Origin of the sequence: Algoriphagus ornithinivorans, from assembly GCF_900115305.1 — a bacterium.
In the GTDB taxonomy this organism is placed as follows: Bacteria; Bacteroidota; Bacteroidia; order Cytophagales; family Cyclobacteriaceae; genus Algoriphagus; species Algoriphagus ornithinivorans.
In genome coordinates, this window is sequence record NZ_FOVW01000003.1 from 334,538 (window position 1) to 354,962 (window position 20,425).

General features: G+C 40.2%; 17 protein-coding genes. 13 read left to right on the forward strand and 4 right to left on the reverse strand.

The genetic code is table 11. The features are described 5' to 3' along the window. Positions 1 to 17 precede the first annotated feature (17 nt). Positions 18 to 1,205 carry an RsmB/NOP family class I SAM-dependent RNA methyltransferase gene (locus BM073_RS05755; RefSeq protein ID WP_091651717.1) on the reverse strand — a complete coding sequence of 396 codons (1,188 nt, stop codon included), beginning with the start codon at positions 1,203 to 1,205 and terminating at the stop codon, positions 18 to 20. Between the two features lie 57 nt (positions 1,206 to 1,262). Next, positions 1,263 to 2,072: a hypothetical protein gene (locus BM073_RS05760; protein WP_139217451.1), complete on the reverse strand. Its 810-nt coding sequence runs from the start codon at positions 2,070 to 2,072 to the stop codon at positions 1,263 to 1,265. A gap of 84 nt (positions 2,073 to 2,156) precedes the next feature. Between BM073_RS05760 and prmC the strand changes: the two genes are divergently transcribed. After that, a complete protein-coding gene (prmC, locus tag BM073_RS05765) occupies positions 2,157 to 2,993 on the forward strand; it encodes a peptide chain release factor N(5)-glutamine methyltransferase (RefSeq protein ID WP_091651725.1) in 837 nt (278 codons plus the stop codon). Here prmC and BM073_RS05770 read toward each other — a convergent pair. Continuing rightward, positions 2,985 to 3,755, reverse strand: coding sequence for an alpha/beta fold hydrolase (locus tag BM073_RS05770; RefSeq protein ID WP_091651728.1), 771 nt, complete (start codon positions 3,753 to 3,755; stop codon positions 2,985 to 2,987). The two genes, prmC and BM073_RS05770, sit on opposite strands and share 9 nt — an antisense overlap. Before the next feature lie 7 nt (positions 3,756 to 3,762). Further along, a complete protein-coding gene (gene dxs / locus BM073_RS05775) occupies positions 3,763 to 5,676 on the reverse strand; it encodes a 1-deoxy-D-xylulose-5-phosphate synthase (RefSeq protein ID WP_091651731.1) in 1,914 nt (637 codons plus the stop codon). A gap of 177 nt (positions 5,677 to 5,853) precedes the next feature. Between dxs and BM073_RS05780 the strand changes: the two genes are divergently transcribed. From BM073_RS05780 to cas2, 12 genes are all read left to right on the forward strand, one after another. After that, positions 5,854 to 6,603: a segregation and condensation protein A gene (locus BM073_RS05780; protein WP_091651734.1), complete on the forward strand. Its 750-nt coding sequence runs from the start codon at positions 5,854 to 5,856 to the stop codon at positions 6,601 to 6,603. Between the two features lies 1 nt (position 6,604). After that, entirely contained in the window at positions 6,605 to 7,669 is a 1,065-nt protein-coding gene (locus BM073_RS05785) for a lysylphosphatidylglycerol synthase transmembrane domain-containing protein (protein ID WP_091651737.1), read from the forward strand. 1 nt (position 7,670) lies between these two features. After that, positions 7,671 to 10,130, forward strand: coding sequence for a bifunctional UDP-N-acetylmuramoyl-tripeptide:D-alanyl-D-alanine ligase/alanine racemase (locus BM073_RS05790; RefSeq protein ID WP_091651740.1), 2,460 nt, complete (start codon positions 7,671 to 7,673; stop codon positions 10,128 to 10,130). A gap of 125 nt (positions 10,131 to 10,255) precedes the next feature. Continuing rightward, positions 10,256 to 11,074: an ion transporter gene (locus BM073_RS05795; protein WP_091651741.1), complete on the forward strand. Its 819-nt coding sequence runs from the start codon at positions 10,256 to 10,258 to the stop codon at positions 11,072 to 11,074. 277 nt (positions 11,075 to 11,351) lie between these two features. Beyond that, a complete protein-coding gene (gene cas6 / locus BM073_RS05800) occupies positions 11,352 to 12,149 on the forward strand; it encodes a CRISPR-associated endoribonuclease Cas6 (RefSeq protein ID WP_091651744.1) in 798 nt (265 codons plus the stop codon). Continuing rightward, positions 12,146 to 14,014, forward strand: a complete 1,869-nt coding sequence (locus tag BM073_RS05805; protein ID WP_139217452.1) for a hypothetical protein — start codon at positions 12,146 to 12,148, stop codon at positions 14,012 to 14,014. Before cas6 ends, BM073_RS05805 begins: the two co-directional genes overlap by 4 nt. Then, the gene (locus BM073_RS05810; protein ID WP_091651751.1) at positions 14,011 to 14,943 is read left to right on the forward strand and encodes a type I CRISPR-associated protein Cas7; all 933 of its coding nucleotides are present in this window, start codon (positions 14,011 to 14,013) and stop codon (positions 14,941 to 14,943) included. The genes BM073_RS05805 and BM073_RS05810 overlap by 4 nt, the downstream gene beginning before the upstream one ends. Before the next feature lie 2 nt (positions 14,944 to 14,945). Further along, positions 14,946 to 15,728 (forward strand): CRISPR-associated protein Cas5, encoded by a 783-nt coding sequence (cas5, locus tag BM073_RS05815; protein ID WP_217643092.1) that lies wholly within the window; start codon positions 14,946 to 14,948, stop codon positions 15,726 to 15,728. 2 nt (positions 15,729 to 15,730) lie between these two features. After that, entirely contained in the window at positions 15,731 to 18,409 is a 2,679-nt protein-coding gene (locus BM073_RS05820; RefSeq protein ID WP_091651757.1) for a CRISPR-associated helicase/endonuclease Cas3, read from the forward strand. A 1-nt stretch (position 18,410) separates the two neighbouring features. After that, a complete protein-coding gene (cas4, locus tag BM073_RS05825; RefSeq protein ID WP_091651761.1) occupies positions 18,411 to 18,914 on the forward strand; it encodes a CRISPR-associated protein Cas4 in 504 nt (167 codons plus the stop codon). After that, entirely contained in the window at positions 18,911 to 19,915 is a 1,005-nt protein-coding gene (gene cas1b / locus BM073_RS05830) for a type I-B CRISPR-associated endonuclease Cas1b (RefSeq protein ID WP_091651763.1), read from the forward strand. Before cas4 ends, cas1b begins: the two co-directional genes overlap by 4 nt. Position 19,916: 1 nt before the next feature. Further along, entirely contained in the window at positions 19,917 to 20,180 is a 264-nt protein-coding gene (gene cas2 / locus BM073_RS05835; protein WP_091651766.1) for a CRISPR-associated endonuclease Cas2, read from the forward strand. Positions 20,181 to 20,425 lie beyond the last annotated feature (245 nt).

The following is a 20,425-nucleotide window of genomic DNA, read 5'->3' on the forward strand; positions in this document are numbered from 1 at the left end:
AACCTTGGAATTCTACTTTATTTCTTCAACAATCTCGCGATGTAAAATCCGTCAAACCCGCTTTCCTGAGCCAATACTTTTTGATCTTCGATCAATTCGAAGTCTTTCCCTGCCTCAGAAGCCAGGAATTTTTCAACCTGCTTTTGATTTTCAGAAGGCAGGATACTGCAAGTCGCATAGACCATCTGACCTCCTTTTTTCAACATGGAGGAATAGCTTTGAATGATTTCCTGCTGGGTTTCCTGCACTTTGGCGATAGAGTCCAGACTCAGCTTCCATTTAGTATCCGGATTTCTTCTCAGCACTCCTAAACCCGAACAAGGCACATCCAATAACAAACGATCCGCTGACTCTTTCAATCTTTTGATAGTCTTGGAGCCTTCGATCACTTTCCTTTCTATAATAGAAACTCCGTCTCTTCGTGCTCTTAGCTTGGTTTGCTGCAGCTTCCACTCTTCCACATCCATGGAAAGCACCTTCCCCTTATTCTGCATCAGGGCTGCTAAATGGAGGGACTTCCCTCCAGCACCAGCACAGGCATCGATCACGCGCATTCCTGGTTCCACTGCCAAGGCCTGAGCTACCAACTGAGAAGAGGCATCCTGAACTTCAAAAAGGCCTTCTTTGAATGCCGGATTGCGGAAAACATTTTGTCTTTGCTCCAAAATCAAAGCATCTGGATATCCTTTCACAATGTAAGTTCGGATTCCATCTTCCGCCAATCGGTTTTTCAATTGCTCCCGGGTGATTTTCAAAGTATTTACCCGAAGCACTACTTCTGCCTCTTCATTCAAAGAGTGAATTTCCTGATCCCATTTCTCACCCAATTCCTTCTTCCCCAACTCATACAACCAATCAGGAATTGATTCCAAAATGGCTGGATTGTCCAAGTTCTCGTACTTAGCTTTGATTTTGTCAGGGTTTAATCCGGAAAATTCCTCCCAAGGTGGAAGTTCATTGCCTTGCATCAGCCAGTAAGTTCCAAACAAATCCCAGTAGCTTTCAGAAGGACTCAGATAATTGATCAGCCTCCACCAACGTACCATTTCATAGGTGGTTTCTGCGATAAAAGAACGATCTCTCGCTCCCCATTTGGGATTGGATTTAAGGGTACGCTCTATGACCTTGTCAGCGTATTGACCTTCTTGAAAAATAGATTCTAAAGCAGTATGTACTCCGCGTATGGTATTATTATGTAGTTTCATCAGAAAGAAATTCTGCACAAAGGTAGTTTTTCTTTCTCAGACTAGCCGAAAAGAAACTCAAAAGGGTTTGAAGGTCAATGAAATTCTGATGCCTTCCCGGGGAACTGCTGAACCAAAATAAAAATAATCCCCAGCGTAAACATCTCCTAAAACTGAAAACTGATTCGGTTGACCCATATGATTGCTTATCATAGGCTCCTTCTGAATGATTTGTTTTCTAAACTCAAGAAAATTCGCTCTAAGCCCTACATCAACCCAATTATTCAAAGCATAGGAGAAACTTATATCTAAGCCTGTTCTCCAATTTATCTCCTCCACAGGAATAAGAAATGGGCCGGCAACTATAGAAAGGCAATTCAGACATGGCCACCAAAACAGATAGCTATAATCTGGATAAAATTCCAATTTGGCATTTGCTCCTCTTTCCCTCATCGAAAAGAGATTGACATTCACAGAGGTCCTTTCTCCCAATGTGATGGATTTTTGAAGAAATAATCCAAATCCCACCAATTCATTTTGTAAGCCAACCAATACGGGATCTCTGGCGATTCCAACTATACTATAAGAATTACCATCTTCTGCGGGAGGCCCATAAATTGACCTGTTTGTATATCCTGTCTCCTGAGGCTCATAATAAGAATGATGAGAACCCATCAAGCCCAAAGACCAGCTTTTCCCCAATGGGATTCCTGCGAAAAACCTACCTCCCCCAAACCTTGCTTTTTCAGGAGCAATACTTTGGGTTTGCTTCAAAGCCTTCTCCCAATAAACTCCATCCAATTCAAACCAAATCCCTTTTTTCTCTTGGCAATAAGCACTTACAGAAATCAGGAAAAGCATAGAAAGCAACAGTAATTTTCTCATCATTCCTCAAGCATTTATATTATCGGACATCTTTCCCACAGTCAGGGATGTGCTTACCTTTACGGAGCTAATTCATTTTTCGCTACAATGATCAATTACAATAGTTTGGTAAAAAAATGGGCCCAATCCCTGGAGCTTTACGATTTCTCAGAAGCGCAAAACTTAGTGGAATGGCTATTTGAACATCATTTAGGCTTGAGAAGAGTGGATATGATGCATTTTTTAGAGGAAAAGGATCTGCCTCAGGCTCTTTTGTCAGATTTTGAACGTTTGAAAAAAGGAGAACCTATCCAGCAAATTTTAGAAAAGGCCCCTTTTTACGGGAGAGAATTCAAAGTAAGCAGAGATACGCTGATCCCTCGGAATGAAACCGAAGAGTTGGTGCATTTGATTATCAAAGAAAATCCCCAACCTCATTTAAGAATACTGGATATCGGTACAGGCACAGGCTGTATCCCTATATCTCTGGCTTTGGAAATGAATTCAGCGGAAGTGTATGGCTTGGATATTTCCGAAGGGGCTTTGCAAATCGCCAGAGAAAACGCTAAGGAATTCAAGACTGATGTCAAATTTTATCAAATAGATATCCTGAAGGAAGAAATCTCGGTAAATGAATTAGATATTTTGGTCAGCAATCCACCTTATATTCCTGAAAAAGGAAAAGCACTTATGCACAAAAATGTATTGGATTTTGAGCCAGAATTGGCGCTTTTCGTTCCGGATGAGGATCCGCTTTTATTTTACAGGGTCATTGCTGAGAAAGCCAAAAAATGCCTGAAAAAGGGGGGAAAGCTCTATTTTGAAATTCATGAAGATTACGGTCAGGAAGTACTGAACTTGCTGAAAAAGCAGGGCTACAGCAAGATTGAATTGATCCAAGACCTTAATGACAAGGATAGAATCGTGAAAGGTATTTTAGGATGAGGCCTTTTGACAAAAGTTTTTAATTAGAGCCAAGGTTTCGCCTTTTCGCTCAAACATGCCCATGTGCCCGGTATTTTCTAGTTCGAAATAATCAGTGAACAAGTAGCTTTGTTTTCTACTTGCCTCTAATTTAACCGAGCCGTCCTCTGTACCTGCAATCAATAATTTTGGACCATGAAAATGCTCCAAAACTTGGGTTCGGTCTTTTCTGTCCCGCATCGCTTCAGTAAATGCGATCAAACCCTCCAAAGTTGATTCCTTTGCCTGTTCTACCGCTGTCTCAATAGCTGTGGAAAGTTCTTTTCTTCTGTCCTCCGGAAAAAGCTGAGGCACAAATGAGGTTACAAATTTGTCAACTCCGTTTTTCTTTAAAAAGGTAATTGTCCGATTTCTCATTTGCTTTTTATCAGCATCATCTGCGAAAGCTGTACTATGAAATAGTCCAACAGCCTTTAATTTCTGCTGCATCAATTCTAAAAGTGCTAAGGTCACATAACCCCCCAAAGAATGGCCAATAACAATCGGTTCGAAAATTTCATTTTCTTCCATCCATTCCTCCAACATCACTGCAAGCTCCTCTAAGCTAAGATGGGATTTTTCCAAAGGACTATTTCCGAAGCCCGGCAAATCTGGACAAATAACTCTGTAATTTTTACTCAGCTCTTCTGCAAAATCTGCCCACATAGCTCCAATTTCACAGAACCCATGAATCAAAACCACAGGCTGACCCTGTCCTTTTTCAAAAAAATATACAGAAGACATAAATTATTTAGATGCTCTTGGCTACTTCGCTCATGCTTCTAACAGCATCGGCAATACCATCCGGGTCAAATCCGCAAGCTCTGTGCAATTCGATTTGCTCGCCATGCTCAACCACTTCGTCAGGGATACCCAGACGCTTCACCTGAGCCTGATACTCATGATCCATCATCCATTCTAGTACAGCCGAACCAAATCCACCCATCAAACAACCATCCTCTACGGTGATTACTTTCTTGAATTTCCCAAAAACCTCATGAAGTAATTCTTCATCCAAAGGTTTTACAAATCTCATATCATAATGAGCCGGATTTAATCCTTCAGCAGAAAGTGTCTCGCAAGCCTCCACTGCATAATTTCCAATATGTCCGATGGTCAAAATAGCAACCTCTTCACCTTCCTTCACTATTCTTCCCTGACCTAGTGGAATTTGCTGGAATGCTGTTCTCCACTCAGGCATGACACCATTTCCTCTTGGATATCTGATGGAATAAGGGCCATCATGAGAAAGGGAAGAGAACATCATATTTCTCAATTCCTCCTCATTCATAGGAGCAGCAACTACCATATTTGGAATACATCTGAAATACGCCAAATCATAAGCACCATGGTGGGTAGGTCCATCCGCTCCTGCGAATCCGGCTCTATCCAAACAGAAAACAACAGGAAGGTTTTGTAAGCATACATCATGGATCACCTGATCATAAGCACGCTGCATGAAGGTGGAGTAAATATTACAAAATGGCTTTAGTCCCTGGGTGGCTAAACCTGCAGAAAAAGTCACTGCATGTTGCTCTGCTATCCCTACATCAAATGCACGGTCGGGCATAGCCTTCATCATAATATTAAGAGAAGATCCGGAAGGCATAGCTGGAGTTACACCCATGATACGCTCATCCTGTTCAGCCAACTCTACAATTGTATGTCCGAAAACATCCTGATATTTTGGAGCCTGAGGCTTTGAAGGGGTCTTTTTATAAATTTCTCCGGATACTTTATCAAACAAGCCCGGTGCATGCCAGGTAGTCTGGTTACCTTTTTCGGCAGGCTCATAGCCTTTTCCTTTCACTGTTACACAGTGGAGAATTTTAGGGCCAGGGATATCCTTCAAGTCATTTAAGATTTCAACCAAATGGTTGACATCATGTCCGTCAACAGGACCGAAATAACGAAGATTGAGGGATTCAAATAAATTGCTTTGTTTCAGCACAGCTGATTTGATCGCTCCCTCAACTTTGGAAATGACTTCTTGAGCTGAGCTTCCAAATTTGCTGAACTTACCCAACAACTTCCATACTTCATCCTTTACCTTATTATAGGTGTGGGAAGTGGTAATATCCGTCAAGTAATCTTTTAAGGCACCGACATTAGGATCGATCGCCATGCAATTATCATTGAGTATTATCAGAATATTGGAATCTGAAACACCAGCATGATTCATCGCCTCGAATGCCATCCCTCCTGTCATAGATCCATCGCCAATAACGGCTACATGCTGAATGCCGGAACCTTTATACTTGGAAGCGATCGCCATCCCAAGCGCAGCGGAAATAGAAGTACTGGAGTGCCCTACCCCAAAAGTGTCATAAACACTCTCTTTTCTTTTAGGGAATCCGGAGATACCTCCGAAAATTCTATTAGTATGAAATTGATCTCTTCTTCCAGTCAGAATTTTGTGACCATACGCCTGATGACCTACGTCCCAAACCAATTGATCCTGAGGAGTATTCAATACATAATGTAAAGCCACTGTCATCTCAACCACACCCAAGCTTGCGCCAAAGTGCCCACCGTAAATAGACACGTTGTCTACGATGAAGTTTCTCAATTCATCACAGATTTGTACCAATTTCTCTTTAGGAAACTTTTTAAGGTCTGCTGGGCTGTTAATTTGAGCTAATAATTCTCCTGGTTCGATCAGCATGTATCTTTACATTTTAATGGTCTGGAATGGTAAACTTCCCTAGCTTAGGTTTGTTTTTTAGTTAGCATAGCAACTAAATCAAAGTCTCCATTCTCTGACCTGAATTTCAATTAATTTGTCTTAATTGAATATCTTTGGCCACAAGGTGGCAAAATTAACCAATAATTTAAATATCCCTTGAGTTTCGAAATCAAATTACCGCTCTTCGAAGGTCCTTTCGACCTCATGCTCTTCTTCATAGAGCGGGACGAATTGGATATTTACGATATTCCTATCTCCAAAATCACCAATGATTTTCTGGACTATATCCATCATCTGGAGCAAATGGAAATAGAGGTTGCCAGCGAATTTATTCTTTTTGCTGCCACCCTGATGAAGATTAAATCGAGAATGCTTCTTCCCCGACCGGAATTGAATGAGGACGGAGAGGAAATCGATCCAAGAGAAGAACTCATCAGAAATCTTCTGGAATATAAAAAATATAAATCAGTAGTCGAGGAATTAGCCTCTTTGGAGGAAGAAAGACTTTCGAAACAAAAGCGCGGAAATATCACTGCGGAACTAAAAGCGCTCAATAAGGTTGATGATGTAGACGCAGAAATGCAAGACTTGGATCTCTACAAGCTTTTGAAGGTTTTTCAAAAATGCATGGCAAAAATGGCCGCTCGTGTGGAAGATACTAAGCATACTGTAATCCAATATCCCTACACCATCGAGCAACAAAAAGATTTTATCTTGGAAAAAATCAGCTTCAAAAAACAAGTTCCTTTCACTGAATTCATATCCTACAAACCTGAAAAAATATTTGTTATCTACACATTTTTGGCAATTCTGGAATTACTACAACTTTCTTTAGTAACAATCGTCATTGGAGAGGGTTTTAATAACTTTTGGGTAGAAAAGACTGAGCCGGTCGCTACAGCCTAATATGAAGCTAGACAACAAAAAAATCTTTAAAACCCTCAACCCAAACAAAGTTTGGGTACCGATCTTAATCGGATTGGGCATTGTTTTCGGAATGTTCTATTTCGACCCAAGCGTTGATGCCCAAACCTTAAAAGGCGTATTCGATGCTTCTGCCCCCTACGTAATTCTGGCCATTTTGGTCATAGTTTTTAGAGATGCAGGATATGTCTACAGGATCAGAGAAATCACTCAAAGGGAGCTGACCTGGACAAGGTCCATTTATGTGATCATTCTTTGGGAATTTGCCTCTGCTGTGACCCCCTCAGTTGTCGGAGGTACCGCTGTAGCTATTTTTATCTTAAATAAAGAAGGAATCAAATTAGGTAGAGCCATTTCATTTGTGATGGTTACCGCCATTCTCGACAACCTCTTTTTTGTCATAGGAGCGCCTATCATTTTGTTCTTTGCTAAAGGCAATATTTTCCCCAACAGTCAGGTGCTGGAAAATCAATTGGAAAATAGCTTACAGGCTATTTTTTGGATCAGTTATGCACTTTATGCCGCCTACAGCTTAATCATGGCTTTGGCTCTTTTTTATAGACCACGAGTTTTCAAGTGGGTTTTGATCAAAATATTCTCCATAAAATGGCTGAGAAAATGGAAGCATGATGCCCAAGAATACGGAAATCAAATCATCGAAGCTTCCAAAGAATTAAGTGGTAAAAAATTAAATTATTGGCTTCCAGTCATTGCAGCCACCATATTTATCTGGAGCTCCCGCTATTTGATGCTGAATGCATTGATATCTGCTTATGTGCCATTGTCTGTTGAAAATAATGTAATCGTTTTCGCGAGACAGGTAATCATGTGGATCGTTATGATGATTTCACCTACTCCGGGTAGCTCCGGTACTGCGGAGTTTTTCTTCGGGCAGTTCTTCACCCAGTTTTTAGGCAACTACACCTTTGTAACCAGCATTTTTTGGAGGCTTCTTTCCTATTACCCATATTTGATTCTAGGAGCGATTTTCCTTCCAAGATGGATTCGCCAGGTTTTTTTCAAAAAGAAAACAACTAGCCAAGAATAAGATGATGAATGCCTTGACTCCTGAGCAAATTGCCTCCATCACCGGTGGTAAATTGCTTGGGAAAAATTTACCCCTTGAATTGACACGGGTCAGCATTGACTCCAGGCAAATTCTGAATCCCACACAGACGCTTTTTGTTGCTTTGAAAGGAGCCAAAGCGGACGGCGCAAAGTTTATCCCGCAATTAATAGAAGAAGGAGTACAGGTATTTTTGGTTTCTGAATCCTTTCAAATCCAGAATAAAGAGACCTGCTATATTGCTGTTAAGGACACAAGAAAGGCGCTACAGTCACTTGCCAAATATCAACGTGAACTTTTTGAAAAGCCTGTGGTCAGCATTACAGGTTCTAACGGAAAAACCATAGTCAAAGAATGGCTGGGACAGATTCTTAGTCAAAATTATGCTGTAGCAAAAAGTCCCAAAAGCTATAATTCTCAAGTAGGATTACCCTTATCCGTTTTTGAAATCCAGCCCTATCATCAGGTAGCCATTTTGGAAGTAGGCGTTTCCAAAAAAGGAGAAATGGAAGCTTTGCAAGCTATAGCCCAACCCAATTTGGGAGTCTTTACCAATATAGGAACTGCGCACGACGAGGGTTTCGAAAGCCGGGAAGAAAAAATTAAAGAAAAGCTTCAACTCTTTAAGGATTCGGCCCTTTTGGTATACAATAAAGATCAAAAAGAGCTGAGTAAAATCATTGAGGCAGCAATCGAAAATGAACGATTAATTGCTTGGTCCGATGAGCCTGGCGCTGATTATACACGAGCCATCAAATTTCAGGATGAGCTCACCAAAATCATTCTGATAAAATCCGATTTAAGTACTTTCACTTTTTACACCCGGTTCTCAGATCAGGCTTCCTTAGAAAATCTAACCCATACCATTGTATCTGCATTGAGTTTGGGCATGCTTTCAGATTCTATTCAAAAAGGAATCAATTTGCTGAGGCAGGTGGACATGAGACTGACGCTCAAACCAGGAATCAATGATTCTTTGATTATTGATGACACCTACAATAATGATTTGGCAGGACTTAGGGTGTCATTGGATTTTATGCGGCAACAGAGGCCCAAGAGAAGAAAAATTTTATTCTTATCTGAGTTTCAACAGCAAGGTCAACCCGAAAAAATCTATCCGGAAGTAGCCGAGCTGATCAACTCCCATTCTTTAGACTTGGTAGTGGCTGTAGGGGAAAATATCCATCCTTTGCAAGGGTTGATTCAAAGTGAATTCAAGGCTTTTTCAAGTACGCAGGAACTTTCGGAATGGGTTGGGTTAGAAAACTTTTCTGATGATCTCATATTGATCACCGGTGCTAGAGCTTATCATTTTGAGCAAATAGTTAACCAGCTTCAGCAGAGAATTCACGGAACGACTTTAGAAATTAACCTCAACGCACTCACACATAACTTTAATTTTTATAAAAGACGCATCAAACCAGAAACCAAGGTAATGGTCATGGTGAAGGCATTTGCTTATGGCGGAGGAGCTGTAGAAATAGCCAATCATCTTCAGACTTTAGGGGCTGATTATCTGGCTGTGGCATTCACTGATGAAGGAGTCATGCTGAGAAAGCAGGGAATCCAGCTTCCTATTATGGTATTGAACCCGGTACAGGAGTCATTCGAACTCTGTAAAACCTACGATTTAGAACCAGTTGTTTTTAGTTTGGAGTTCTTTACCAGTTTGGGAAATTGGTGCAAAAACAATCATACCCAGTTGAAAGTCCATTTAGACTTGGATACTGGAATGAGGAGATTAGGATTTGAAGAAGGGCACCTGGAAGCCTTGTGCAACTTAATCAAAACCTACCCGGAATTGATTATTCAGTCCCTTTATACTCATTTAGTGGGGGCAGATGAAGAAATTCACAGAGATTATTCCCAAGAGCAGCTGGATAGTTTCATCAGGATGAAGGATCAAATTCTTCCACACCTTTTGCAAAAGCCACTCCTCCATGCCTTAAACTCTGCAGGCATAGTAGCTTTCCCAGACTATCAATTGGATATGGTGAGGTTGGGAATTGGCCTTTATGGAGTTGAGGTGACCGGAAAACACGACAGAGAGCTCCAGGCTATCAGTACTTTGAAAACTACCATCTCTCAGGTCAAAAGGATAGAGCCGGGAGAAACTATAGGCTATTCTCGAAAAGGAAGATTGGAAAACGGAGGTAAAATTGCCACGCTATCCATTGGCTACGCAGACGGATATGACCGTAGATTCAGCAATGGCAAAGGCTATGTACTGATTCATGGAAAAAAAGCTCCTGTCATCGGGAACGTCTGCATGGATATGGTCATGGTGGATGTCACAGATATAGAAGTCAAGGCGGGAGATGAAGCCATTATTTATGGAAGTCAAATCTCTCTGAAGGACTTAGCTGACCGAATCGGGACTATCCCTTACGAACTGCTGACAAATATCAGTTCTCGTGTGAAGCGGGTATACTATCTTGACTAATAGGCTTTCACTTTCCGAAAATTTCCTAAATTCAGATAAGAAAGTAGACAGATAGGATTTCGATTCTATTTGAAAGAAAAAATAATCACATCACCCTTCCACCGAGACAAAGAAAAAACTCAGCCATGAAGCTCACCAAAAGAAAGCTTGCTCATATTGTTTTTGAGTCAAATGATAGACCTTCAAGAACTTTTGATGTGGTACTGCTTATTCTGATTTTTGGTTCTGTAATCGTGGCGGTTCTGGATTCTGTAACAGAATTAAAAGAAGAATACGGACGTCTTTTTTTTACGCTTGAATTAATCTTCACTTTTCTTTTTACCATTGAGTATGTTTTACGGGTTTGGTTGACCAGTAAGACGTTTAGATATGTTTCTTCCTTCTATGGCATCGTGGATCTTCTTGCCATTCTTCCTGTATATCTGAGCTTTTTTGTTGCCAATGTGCAATTACTGACTGTAGTGAGGGCTTTAAGACTTTTGAGAGTTATCAGAATATTAAAACTGGGAAGATACTTAGCTGAGGCAGACTTTATAAGGAGGTCTCTGAAAGCAAGCATGACTAAAATTCAGATTTTTTTATTCACTGTCCTGACTATTGTTTTGATCATGGGAACTCTCATGTATCTGATCGAGGGACCGGCAGCTGGTTTCACCAGTATTCCAAGAGCAATGTATTGGGCTATCGTTACGTTGACTACAGTTGGTTTCGGTGATATTACTCCTCAGACACCTCTGGGCCAATTTGTGGCATCCTTAATTATGCTCATGGGTTATGCTATAATTGCAGTTCCTACCGGAATTGTCAGCTCAGAAATGGCCAAGCAAAAAAGCCCTGAGTTTCATGCAACGTCCAAAACTTGCACCTATTGCGGACAGGATGGTTTGGATAAAGATGCCAAATTCTGCAAAAACTGCGGGCACCCTGTAGACATTAAGCCTTGATTATTTAATAAGGCCACCCCTTTTTCCATCCCAACTCCTGAGATGCATAAATCCCTCCTTTGCCTGAAAAGATATAGGCGATGAAGCAGTATTAGAAAGTGCTAAATACAAACAGGAGGTTTCTTTTATCCACAAAAATACCCTGTTCGGGGTATTTCTTTTTTTTGAAAATATTTTAATCTTTAGTGAAATGAATCCTTAGACACTAAACTGACAAGTACTGTCAACTAGTTTTTAATAATTCAACTCCTTTTTTACTTTTAATAAATTCATTTTTATGCGATTTAAACTGACTTTAGAACGAGCTGGCAGGCAGCGATTTATTCCGATCAATTATCAGTATGAGCTCTCCTCTGCAATTTATCGGGTCATCGAAAGAGGAAATGAGAACTTTTCAGCCTTTCTCCACGACGAGGGTTATCGATTGGGAAAAAGGCCATTTCGTCTCTTTACTTTTTCCAGAGTATTTCTGGATAAACAAAGAGCACATATCCATCAAGGAAGAATAGAACACCTAGGCTTAAGAGCGGAGCTTTACGTTTCTTTTTTAATAGATCGAGCTGCGGAAGAATTTATTAAAGGGCTGTTTTTGGGTCAGGAATTTTTTTTAGGGGATCCAATTTCCGGAATCAATTATCAGGTATCGAAAATTGAAGCGGATGGGCCAGTCAATTTCCAGAGAAAAATGCAGTATCGATGCTTATCTCCAATTCTGATCAAGGAAAAAAGAAGAGAAGGAGGGGAAAACTACTTGGACCCTACCCATCCAAAATATGGGGAATTTTTGATCCAAAACCTGATTTCCAAATGGGCAGCACAAGCTGTGGCAGGAGTTGAACAAAATAAAATATCCTTTCAAGACTTCGAATATCGGTTTGAACCGCTAGGAAAAATCTATAAAAATGGAGTCCTGATCAAGCAGATGACTCCCCAAGAATGTAAGCTGATAGGCTACAGTTTTGAATTTATCCTAGAGGCACCGGAAGAACTTCATGAAATCGGCTATTACTCAGGCTTCGGACATTTAAACAGTCAGGGGTTTGGGTGTGTGGAAATAAAAATGAATCAATCATGATCAAAGAACTTGCCCAATTTGTAAATCAAGTACCAGACATTGTCCGAGAGCGAGCAATAAAACCTAAAGTAGGGCTACATATCCTAGTTCGATTTGATGAGAATGGAAATGGAAAGGTGATAAAAAGCGAACGCTACCTAGGTAAAAAACATGGAGAAACAACACAGTTTTTGAAAGATTGCGCCTTGAAACAAGTAGCAGCTTGGATGATCGACACGAATAAATGCTTTGATCTTCCGGCTAAAGGTATCCACTCAGCTAGCCCTTATTGTTTTGCTTTTAAGCGGGAATCATGGAAAGGTGGAGACAAATACCCAACTGACTCCGATAAACCAGATATTTTAAAGCGTTCAGAGGGTTACTTCCAAAAATCCTTAGATGAAAAATATGGACAAGATGAATCGGAGAAGCAAAGAGCACTTCAGTTTAGAAATTTTCTTAAAGCAGAGATGGCAGCAGCACTGGAAAATATTGACGCCTATGCAGATTTAGACAGTAGCGACTACATACTGATCTATCGTGATGAACCTATAGAGAAGTACGAGGCATTCAGGAAGGTTTATGCAGCAGAGGGTCTGTTCAATACCGCTGATTACAATATTGAACTAGATGGCGAGGTGTACGGCACCAGTAATTTTTACAATGGGTTCAATAGTAAAAAACCATTCCTAACCCATCAAACAGCCTCCTTTGACATTACCTATCGGATCAGTGCAGCGGAGGCCAAAGCATTGTCTGATTTTAACACAATGGTAGGGAAAAGACTATTCCCCAATCCTGCACCCATGTTTATTGATCAACCAGAACTTACGGAAGATATAATTCAACTGTATTATAGATCAGAGGATCGAAAGCTTTCTCATCGAGAAATCATAAGTGAATTGCTTAACAAATACCATAAGGATCTAGGCAACTACTATCTGATATATTTTTCTTTTGGTAAAAAAATAGAGATTAAAGATTTTGACTTTGTTTCAAAATTCAAATACCTATTGAGTGATGAAAAAGATGAAGATGGAAACCCAAAATCTTGGGTAATTGAAAATGTAACGGAAGTTCAAAAATTTATCAATAAGAAGGAACGGGAGTACATCAGACCAATCCCACTAGCCAATGTTTTTGATTTTGAAAGGGAGGTTATAGGTCGTCTTTTTGATTATAAGCTTGTCAACTATGATGACCAAAAAGGTGTCTCATTCAGGTACTTTGAAGATATTGAATCCAAAGGTCACCGTCCGGCCATGTTTTCGCTTATACTCAAATACCGAAAGCCTATTTACGATTTCATTTACAAATCTATGCGATCAAGTATCGGTCGTTATCAGTTTGAAGATATATGTCTGACTGGCATACTTGACGATTTGAAAGATGGTAAAGAATACGCCATTAAATCCAAGCTGAATATCTATTTCAGTCTTCGCCAATATTTTTACGAAAATAAAAATCCCTCATTTATGCCAAGTAAAATAGATGAACACAAGGCCCTTATGGCCAAAGTAGTATCTGAGGAAGCTACACACTTCGACTCTGATGAAGGCTATGCCTTTGGTGCTGGCCAATTAATCTACTTCCTTTTAAGTAAAAGTGAAGCAGGGGATCTCACACATGCGGTATTGGAACCTTTTCTTCAAAAAACCAATCATGCACACTTCAACGAAGCTATCGCTGGTATACTATTAAAATATAAACATGCGATTGGCTTTGACTTTAAACGCTTTAACAAGCTGGCTTCTGAAGTATTGGTTTATATCCCCCAAAAGGGACTTTCTGAACTCAGGCCGTTCCTGCTGGCTGGCTATTTCTGTCCAAACATCCTTTTTCAATCTAAAAAAATCGATTCCCCATCAAAATCTATACAACCATGACCAAATTCAATAAAAGAGCCTACGGTGCTGCCGTGATAAAAAGTATCAATTCCAATTACAACGCAGACTTTTCCCACCAGCCGCGGACTTTACCTGATGGACGAGTTTATGCCACAGATAAAGCATTGAAATATCTTGTTAGAAATTTTTGGACAAAAGAATTATCTGAAAAGGTAATGTATTATAAACGTCTTAATAAAGATTTTAATCCCTTTGATTTAGCTAATTCTTACAATGACTTTTTTAAAGTTGACGTGAGTAAGCAAAAAAAGAATGAAGTTTTAGGCAATTTGCTTAAATGTATCGATGTGAAATCCTTCGGAGCTACATTTGCCCCTAAAGGACCTGGTATAAAAGATCTAAACCTTTCAATTCATGGAGCTGTCCAAATTACTCATGGATTGAACCAGTTTGTAAGAGGCGAAATCTTCTCAGAGCAAATTCTCTCACCTTTCAGTAATCCGGGCAAAGAGGGCGATAAAGAAAAGTCAGCTTCCACATTGGGCTCCCAGTCTAAACTCCGTGAAGGTCACTATGTGCACGGCATATCTGTAAACCCCAAAAATTTAGAAGTATTGACAGCCTTATCAGGTACGGACAATCACCTGAGCACCGAGGATATTGACAAACTTAAGTTGGGTCTACGACGGGGTGCAACCTACTATGATTCGTCAGCTAAAGCAGGTACAGATAATGAATTACTGCTATGGGTAGAACTTAAAGAAGGCTCCAAAATGGTCCTTCCTTCGTTTACAGAATTGGTGAAAGTCTTGGATACGGAAAAAAGAGAAATTGATCTGGGAGGAGTGCAGAAACTATTGGCTCAGGATAATGTGAAAAGCGAGATTGCCAAAGTGGAAGTTTTTTACAACAAGGCCATTTCTACTATTGTGAACAAACCAGAAGGTGCTTTAGAACTTGATCTCTGATTATGGAAAAACTGATCTCTATAGATTTAAAAGCTGACTTTGGCTTTTTGAGGAAACCAGATACCAATGACGGAATTTCCATGACCTACAATATGCTTCACAAACCAGGACTGTTGGGAATTTTCGGGGCCATCCTTGGTTTGGAAGGGTATCAGAAACGAGGGGTGCTTCCCGAATATTATCAGAAACTGAAAGATCTGAAAGTAGGGATTGAACCTCTCGGCCATCAAAATGGGAATTTCCCGAAAACGACAATAGTCTATACTAATACCGTGGGGTATGCGAATAAAGATGGAAATTTCATGGCTTATGAAAATACGCTAATAAAACCTTCCTATCGTGTGTACTTGGCATTAACTGAAGTTGATCCCCTTTTGGCTTATCTGAAAAACAGCCATGCGGAATACATTCCGTATTTGGGAAAGAATGAGTTTCCCATCTGGTGGGAAAATTTTATGCAGTACGAACTTAAGCCATTTGATTTTAATCAGGACTTTGAGGTGAAAACCCTATTTGTGAAAAAAGAAGAAAATAATCGGGCGAGAAGTAAAGAATCAGGTAATAAACCAAGAGGGTTTGCCTCCTTACTTAGCCAGTTTAGAGATTCGTTTTTCTATTTTGAAAGACTGCCATTTGGTTTCAGGGAGTTTAAGTCCGAAAAAAGAGGTATAGAGTATCAGTATGATTTGATACCATTTGTGTATTCCAATGCCAGATTCGATGCCAGCTTTAGGATAGACAATCTTTATGCACTGAGAAATAGTGAGGTAGTGCAACTTAATTAGGAATGGAGTCCTTCAAAACACACACCGAAAAAGGTAAAGTGGAAATACTCCTAAAGGACCACTCAAAATATCTCGCCCATTCCCCAAATGAACTCTTGAGTGATCATATGAAGTTGGTCTCTCATTATTTTTTGGATTTGGTAGATGTACATGGAATTGAGCCGGTTATAGATAATTTACTGGTCAAACTTTGTGGCCAAAGTAAAACAGTGGCGGAGTTTGCCAAGCATTTGTTTTGGGAGACAATCCTTTACCATGATTTCGGGAAAGTGAATGAGAATTTCCAAAGGATAAAAATGGAAAACAAGCAATTCCCTCTACCCAAAAGTAATCAGATAAACACCGAACATTCGCTACTGAGTGCTTATATCTTTTTATGTTTTCAAATTTCGAAAGGCCATCAACATACCCAGAACCCAGATGAACAGCAAATATTAATGAACTTGATGTTTGCATTTGCTCACAATATCATCAGACACCATAGCTCACATTTGGATGATTTCTCTGCTAAACAAACATTTAAAAGGTACTCTGAAAGTCTTTGTTTGGAGCTTGAATATTACCTTGAATGTTACAATCAGGAGTTTTTACCGCAATTTGTAAAGGCGATCCCGCAAATTCGTAATTTTTTTGAGTTCAAAGAGTTGAAATTTGAATGGTTCCTCCTAATCCGCCTCAACTTTTCCTTGCTGACCGCAGCAGACTACTATGCCACGTCACACTACTGTAATAAATGGAAAAACCATTATCAGGAATTTGGAGAATTATCCTCCGATCTAAAAGAGCGGCATTTTCAAAATCTAAAAACCACACACCTTCATAATAAGGCGCTTTACGAGAATCACAATGACTTTCACAATCAGCCTTTGGAGCAGCTTCAGGAAAAATCAAACAACAACCTGAACAAACTACGCTCTAAAATGGCCGCTGAGGTGATCGCCAATGTTCGTCAGCACAATTCAGAAAGGCTCTTTTACATTGAAGCACCAACCGGTGGCGGAAAAACAAACATGGCTTTCATAGCCACACAGGAACTGCTACATGCCAACCAGGAACTGAACAAAGTCTTTTATGTCTTCCCCTTTACCACGTTGATTACCCAAACCCAAAAGGCTGCACAGGAAACTTTGGGTTTGAAGCCCGATGAATGGATAGAACTACATGGAAGGGCCTCGTGGAAACAGAAAGAAGCGAAGGAAGAAGACAAAGACGGTTTGTATGGAGAAGATCGAATGGACGATATCCACAACCTGTTTGTGAACTATCCTTATACTTTTCTCAGCCATGTTCGCTTTTTCGACATACTAAAGGCCAACGACAAGAGTAGCATTTACCTGATGCACCGTTTGGCCAACAGCGTGGTAGTGATTGATGAAGTGCAAGCCTACAACCCAGAGCTATGGGACAAAATGGCCTACCTTCTCAAAGAATATGCAGAAACTTTAAACATACGATTTATAGTAATGTCTGCCACACTACCGAAGATCGGTGATTTGGCAGAGGCACACTTTCGAAGCCTGATCCCCGACGCTATTGAGAGCTACTTCACCAATCCTAACTTTGCTGATCGGGTCAGTTTCAGTAACGAATTGCTCCAAAGGAAGATTCCTCACAAAGAGGAGCGAGAAGATTATATCGAATGGTTGGCCAAGACAATTCATGAGAAGTCTGAGCATTACCGAAAGAGCAATGGTTCTGTTCGCACCATTGTGGAATTTATCTATAAAAAATCTACAACTGAGTTTGCGAGCCTTGCTGAAAGGATTTTTGAAGGGTACCAAATTCTTGTTTTGAGCGGAACTATTTTGGAGCCACAAAGAAAGAACATTATCAACTCTTTGAAAAACCAGCAAAACAAGGATCAAAACGTACTGCTAATCACTACACAGGTAGTTGAGGCAGGTGTAGATATAGACATGGACTTAGGGTTTAAAAACCGATCGATTATTGATTCCGAAGAACAATTAGCAGGAAGGGTCAACCGTAACGTGAATAAATCAGGTTGTACTGTCTATCTTTTTGATTTGGATGATGCCTCTGTGATATACGGAAAAGACCGTAGGTTCAAAGAATGGAAAGCAGGTTTGGAAATCGACTATTTTGAGATTCTGAGAACCAAACGATTTGATAGGCTCTATGACAAGGTGAAGTCTTATTTGGAGGCAACCAATATGGAAACCCAAATGAAAGGAACTCTTTTGCACTTTCGGGATAGTCTTGTGGGGCAGCTTAATTTCCCTGAGATTGATAAGGAATTCAAGCTTATCGATCAAAGCAATACCAGTGTGTTTGTACCCCTTGATTTGGATATGTGGGTTTGGAATGAGCAAAACAAGAAAGAGCAAATTTTCACTGATCAGCAAATTCAGTTTTTACAAAGCTTTGGGGTGGAAATTATCAACGAAAAGCTCTCAGGTGAAGACATATTTGATCTCTACAAAAGGTTGATTTTGGAACAAATGGAGGATTTTGGAGCGAAAAAACAAAATCTGAAAATCTTACAATCCATTATGGGAATGTTCACTTTTTCACTTTTCTCGGAAAGCAAAGTCTTAACTGAGTTGAGAAATGGGGGTAATTCAGAGCAACTGGGCTATATGTACCTTGTTAGTCACAGAGAAGTCTATAGTCTCAAGCATGGCCTTGAAATTAGGAAAATGAACGAGCTAAATTTCATTTAAGATGTTAACAAATGCTACACTCATCAACCTTTACCATGTATGCAAGCGCCAAACCTGGCTTCATGCCAATGGAATCCGAATGGAGCATACCTCTGATATCGTGGCAGAAGGAAAACTAATCGGAGAAACAAGCTATCAAGACCGATCCGCCAAGTACACCGAACTGGAAATTGACGGGGTGAAAATAGATTTCTACGATCCCAAAACCAGAACCATCCACGAAGTCAAAAAGTCAGACAAGGTAGAAATCGCCCATATCGCACAGGTGAAATACTACCTTTATATCCTCCGAAAAAATGGAATCGAAGGCCCTCAGGCTATCCTGGAATATCCCCAACTCCGACAGCGAGAATCTGTCTTCTGGGAGGAGGGTGATGCAGAAAAAATTCAAGCTTGGATCCGGGAAATCCATACACTTACCGGCCAAGACTCTTGCCCTCCCTTAGAAAAGAAAACGATCTGTAAGAATTGCAGCTATTATGATTTTTGCTACATAGAAGAATGAAGAAAACCTACTACCTCTTCAATCCAGGGAGATTGAGTCGCAAGGACAATACGCTGAAGTTTATCCCCCTGGATGAAAACGGCAGAGAGGGAATCCCCAAGTTTATCCCCGTCGAGGGTGTATCTGATTTATACTGCTTCGGCTCCTTGGATGCCAATTCTGCACTATTCAATTTTCTAGGGAAAGCTGGAATTAGCATTCATTTTTTTGACTACTACGAACATTACACGGGTAGCTTTCAACCCAAGGAATACTTATTGGCCGGTAAAATGCAAATCCAACAAACCAAACATTACCTTGATCTTGAAAAGCGGCTTAAGATTGCTAAAAAATTCATCGAAGGAAGCGCCTTCAACATCATCAAAAACCTTCGCTACTACCATAACCGCAATAAAGACTTAGAAGCCCAACTGGTCAAAATCGAGGAACTAAACGGAAAAATTGGAAGTACCCAAGCTATTCTGGAATTGATGGGCATAGAAGGAAACATCCGTCAAACCTATTATAGTGCATTTGATACGATCATCAATGAACATGCCATGGAAGGCCGAAGCATGCGTCCTCCCCTGAATGAGGTTAATGCCTTGGTCAGTTTTGGAAACATGCTGTGCTATACGCAATGTCTGGATCAAATCTACCATACCCAGCTCAACCCAACGATTAGTTTTTTACATGAGCCAGGGTATAGAAGATATTCACTCGCATTGGATTTGGCAGAGATTTTCAAGCCCATTTTGGTGGATAGGGTGATTTTCAGAGTATTAAATAAAAAAGAAATTCAATCCAAGGACTTTGATATTCAAGTAAACCGAGTAATTCTTAAGGAATCCGGAAAGCGAACCTTTATCAAGGCATTTGAAGAGCGGCTTGCCGAGACCATTGCCCATCGGACGTTGAAAAAACAGGTTTCCTACAAGCACCTGGTGAAGTTGGAATGCTACAAACTGAGTAAGCATCTATTGGAAATGGAGACCTATCAACCCTTCAAAATCTGGTGGTAAGATGTATGTAATATTGGTTTATGATATTGGAGAGAGACGAGTTGGTAAAATGCTAAAGCTATGTAGACAATATCTCAATTGGATTCAAAACTCAGTTTTTGAAGGGGAAATCACAGAAGTAAAACTAAAAGAGCTTCTTTCAGTAGCCAAAAAAATCATGAAGGAAGAGGAAGACAGCATCATTATCTTTAAAAGCCGAGACGAAAAATGGTTGGAGAAAGAAATCATAGGAATAGAGAAAAACAGTCTGGATACCATTCTTTAGCCGTTATGGTTGTCGAAGGGAGCAAAAAGACCACTTGCACACCTTGATTAGAACCAATTTTTACGGGAAATCCTCCTAATGGCTCAAATCAAAGATTGTCGAAGTACGGGTAAAATCAGATTACCGAAGGTCGACAACTTAAGACTCAATTTTTTTGAAAAAAAAGTGCTCAAATATGGTTTTTAGGCCTATTTTTGGATGAGGTCCATCGGCCTTCAATCGCACCTTACTGGAATTGAAATATC

Excerpts from the sequence above, each read along its gene's own strand:
- cas6 (WP_091651744.1), top strand. The coding sequence starts at position 11,352 with ATGCGATTTAAACTGACTTTAGAACGAGCTGGCAGGCAGCGATTTATT.
- BM073_RS05760 (WP_139217451.1), bottom strand. The coding sequence starts at position 2,072 with ATGATGAGAAAATTACTGTTGCTTTCTATGCTTTTCCTGATTTCTGTA.
- cas5 (WP_217643092.1), top strand. The coding sequence starts at position 14,946 with ATGGAAAAACTGATCTCTATAGATTTAAAAGCTGACTTTGGCTTTTTG.
- BM073_RS05770 (WP_091651728.1), bottom strand. The coding sequence starts at position 3,755 with ATGTCTTCTGTATATTTTTTTGAAAAAGGACAGGGTCAGCCTGTGGTT.
- BM073_RS05755 (WP_091651717.1), bottom strand. The coding sequence starts at position 1,205 with ATGAAACTACATAATAATACCATACGCGGAGTACATACTGCTTTAGAA.
- cas1b (WP_091651763.1), top strand. The coding sequence starts at position 18,911 with ATGAAGAAAACCTACTACCTCTTCAATCCAGGGAGATTGAGTCGCAAG.
- BM073_RS05785 (WP_091651737.1), top strand. The coding sequence starts at position 6,605 with ATGAAGCTAGACAACAAAAAAATCTTTAAAACCCTCAACCCAAACAAA.
- prmC (WP_091651725.1), top strand. The coding sequence starts at position 2,157 with ATGATCAATTACAATAGTTTGGTAAAAAAATGGGCCCAATCCCTGGAG.
- cas2 (WP_091651766.1), top strand. The coding sequence starts at position 19,917 with ATGTATGTAATATTGGTTTATGATATTGGAGAGAGACGAGTTGGTAAA.
- BM073_RS05805 (WP_139217452.1), top strand. The coding sequence starts at position 12,146 with ATGATCAAAGAACTTGCCCAATTTGTAAATCAAGTACCAGACATTGTC.
- dxs (WP_091651731.1), bottom strand. The coding sequence starts at position 5,676 with ATGCTGATCGAACCAGGAGAATTATTAGCTCAAATTAACAGCCCAGCA.
- BM073_RS05795 (WP_091651741.1), top strand. The coding sequence starts at position 10,256 with ATGAAGCTCACCAAAAGAAAGCTTGCTCATATTGTTTTTGAGTCAAAT.
- cas4 (WP_091651761.1), top strand. The coding sequence starts at position 18,411 with ATGTTAACAAATGCTACACTCATCAACCTTTACCATGTATGCAAGCGC.
- BM073_RS05810 (WP_091651751.1), top strand. The coding sequence starts at position 14,011 with ATGACCAAATTCAATAAAAGAGCCTACGGTGCTGCCGTGATAAAAAGT.
- BM073_RS05790 (WP_091651740.1), top strand. The coding sequence starts at position 7,671 with ATGATGAATGCCTTGACTCCTGAGCAAATTGCCTCCATCACCGGTGGT.
- BM073_RS05820 (WP_091651757.1), top strand. The coding sequence starts at position 15,731 with ATGGAGTCCTTCAAAACACACACCGAAAAAGGTAAAGTGGAAATACTC.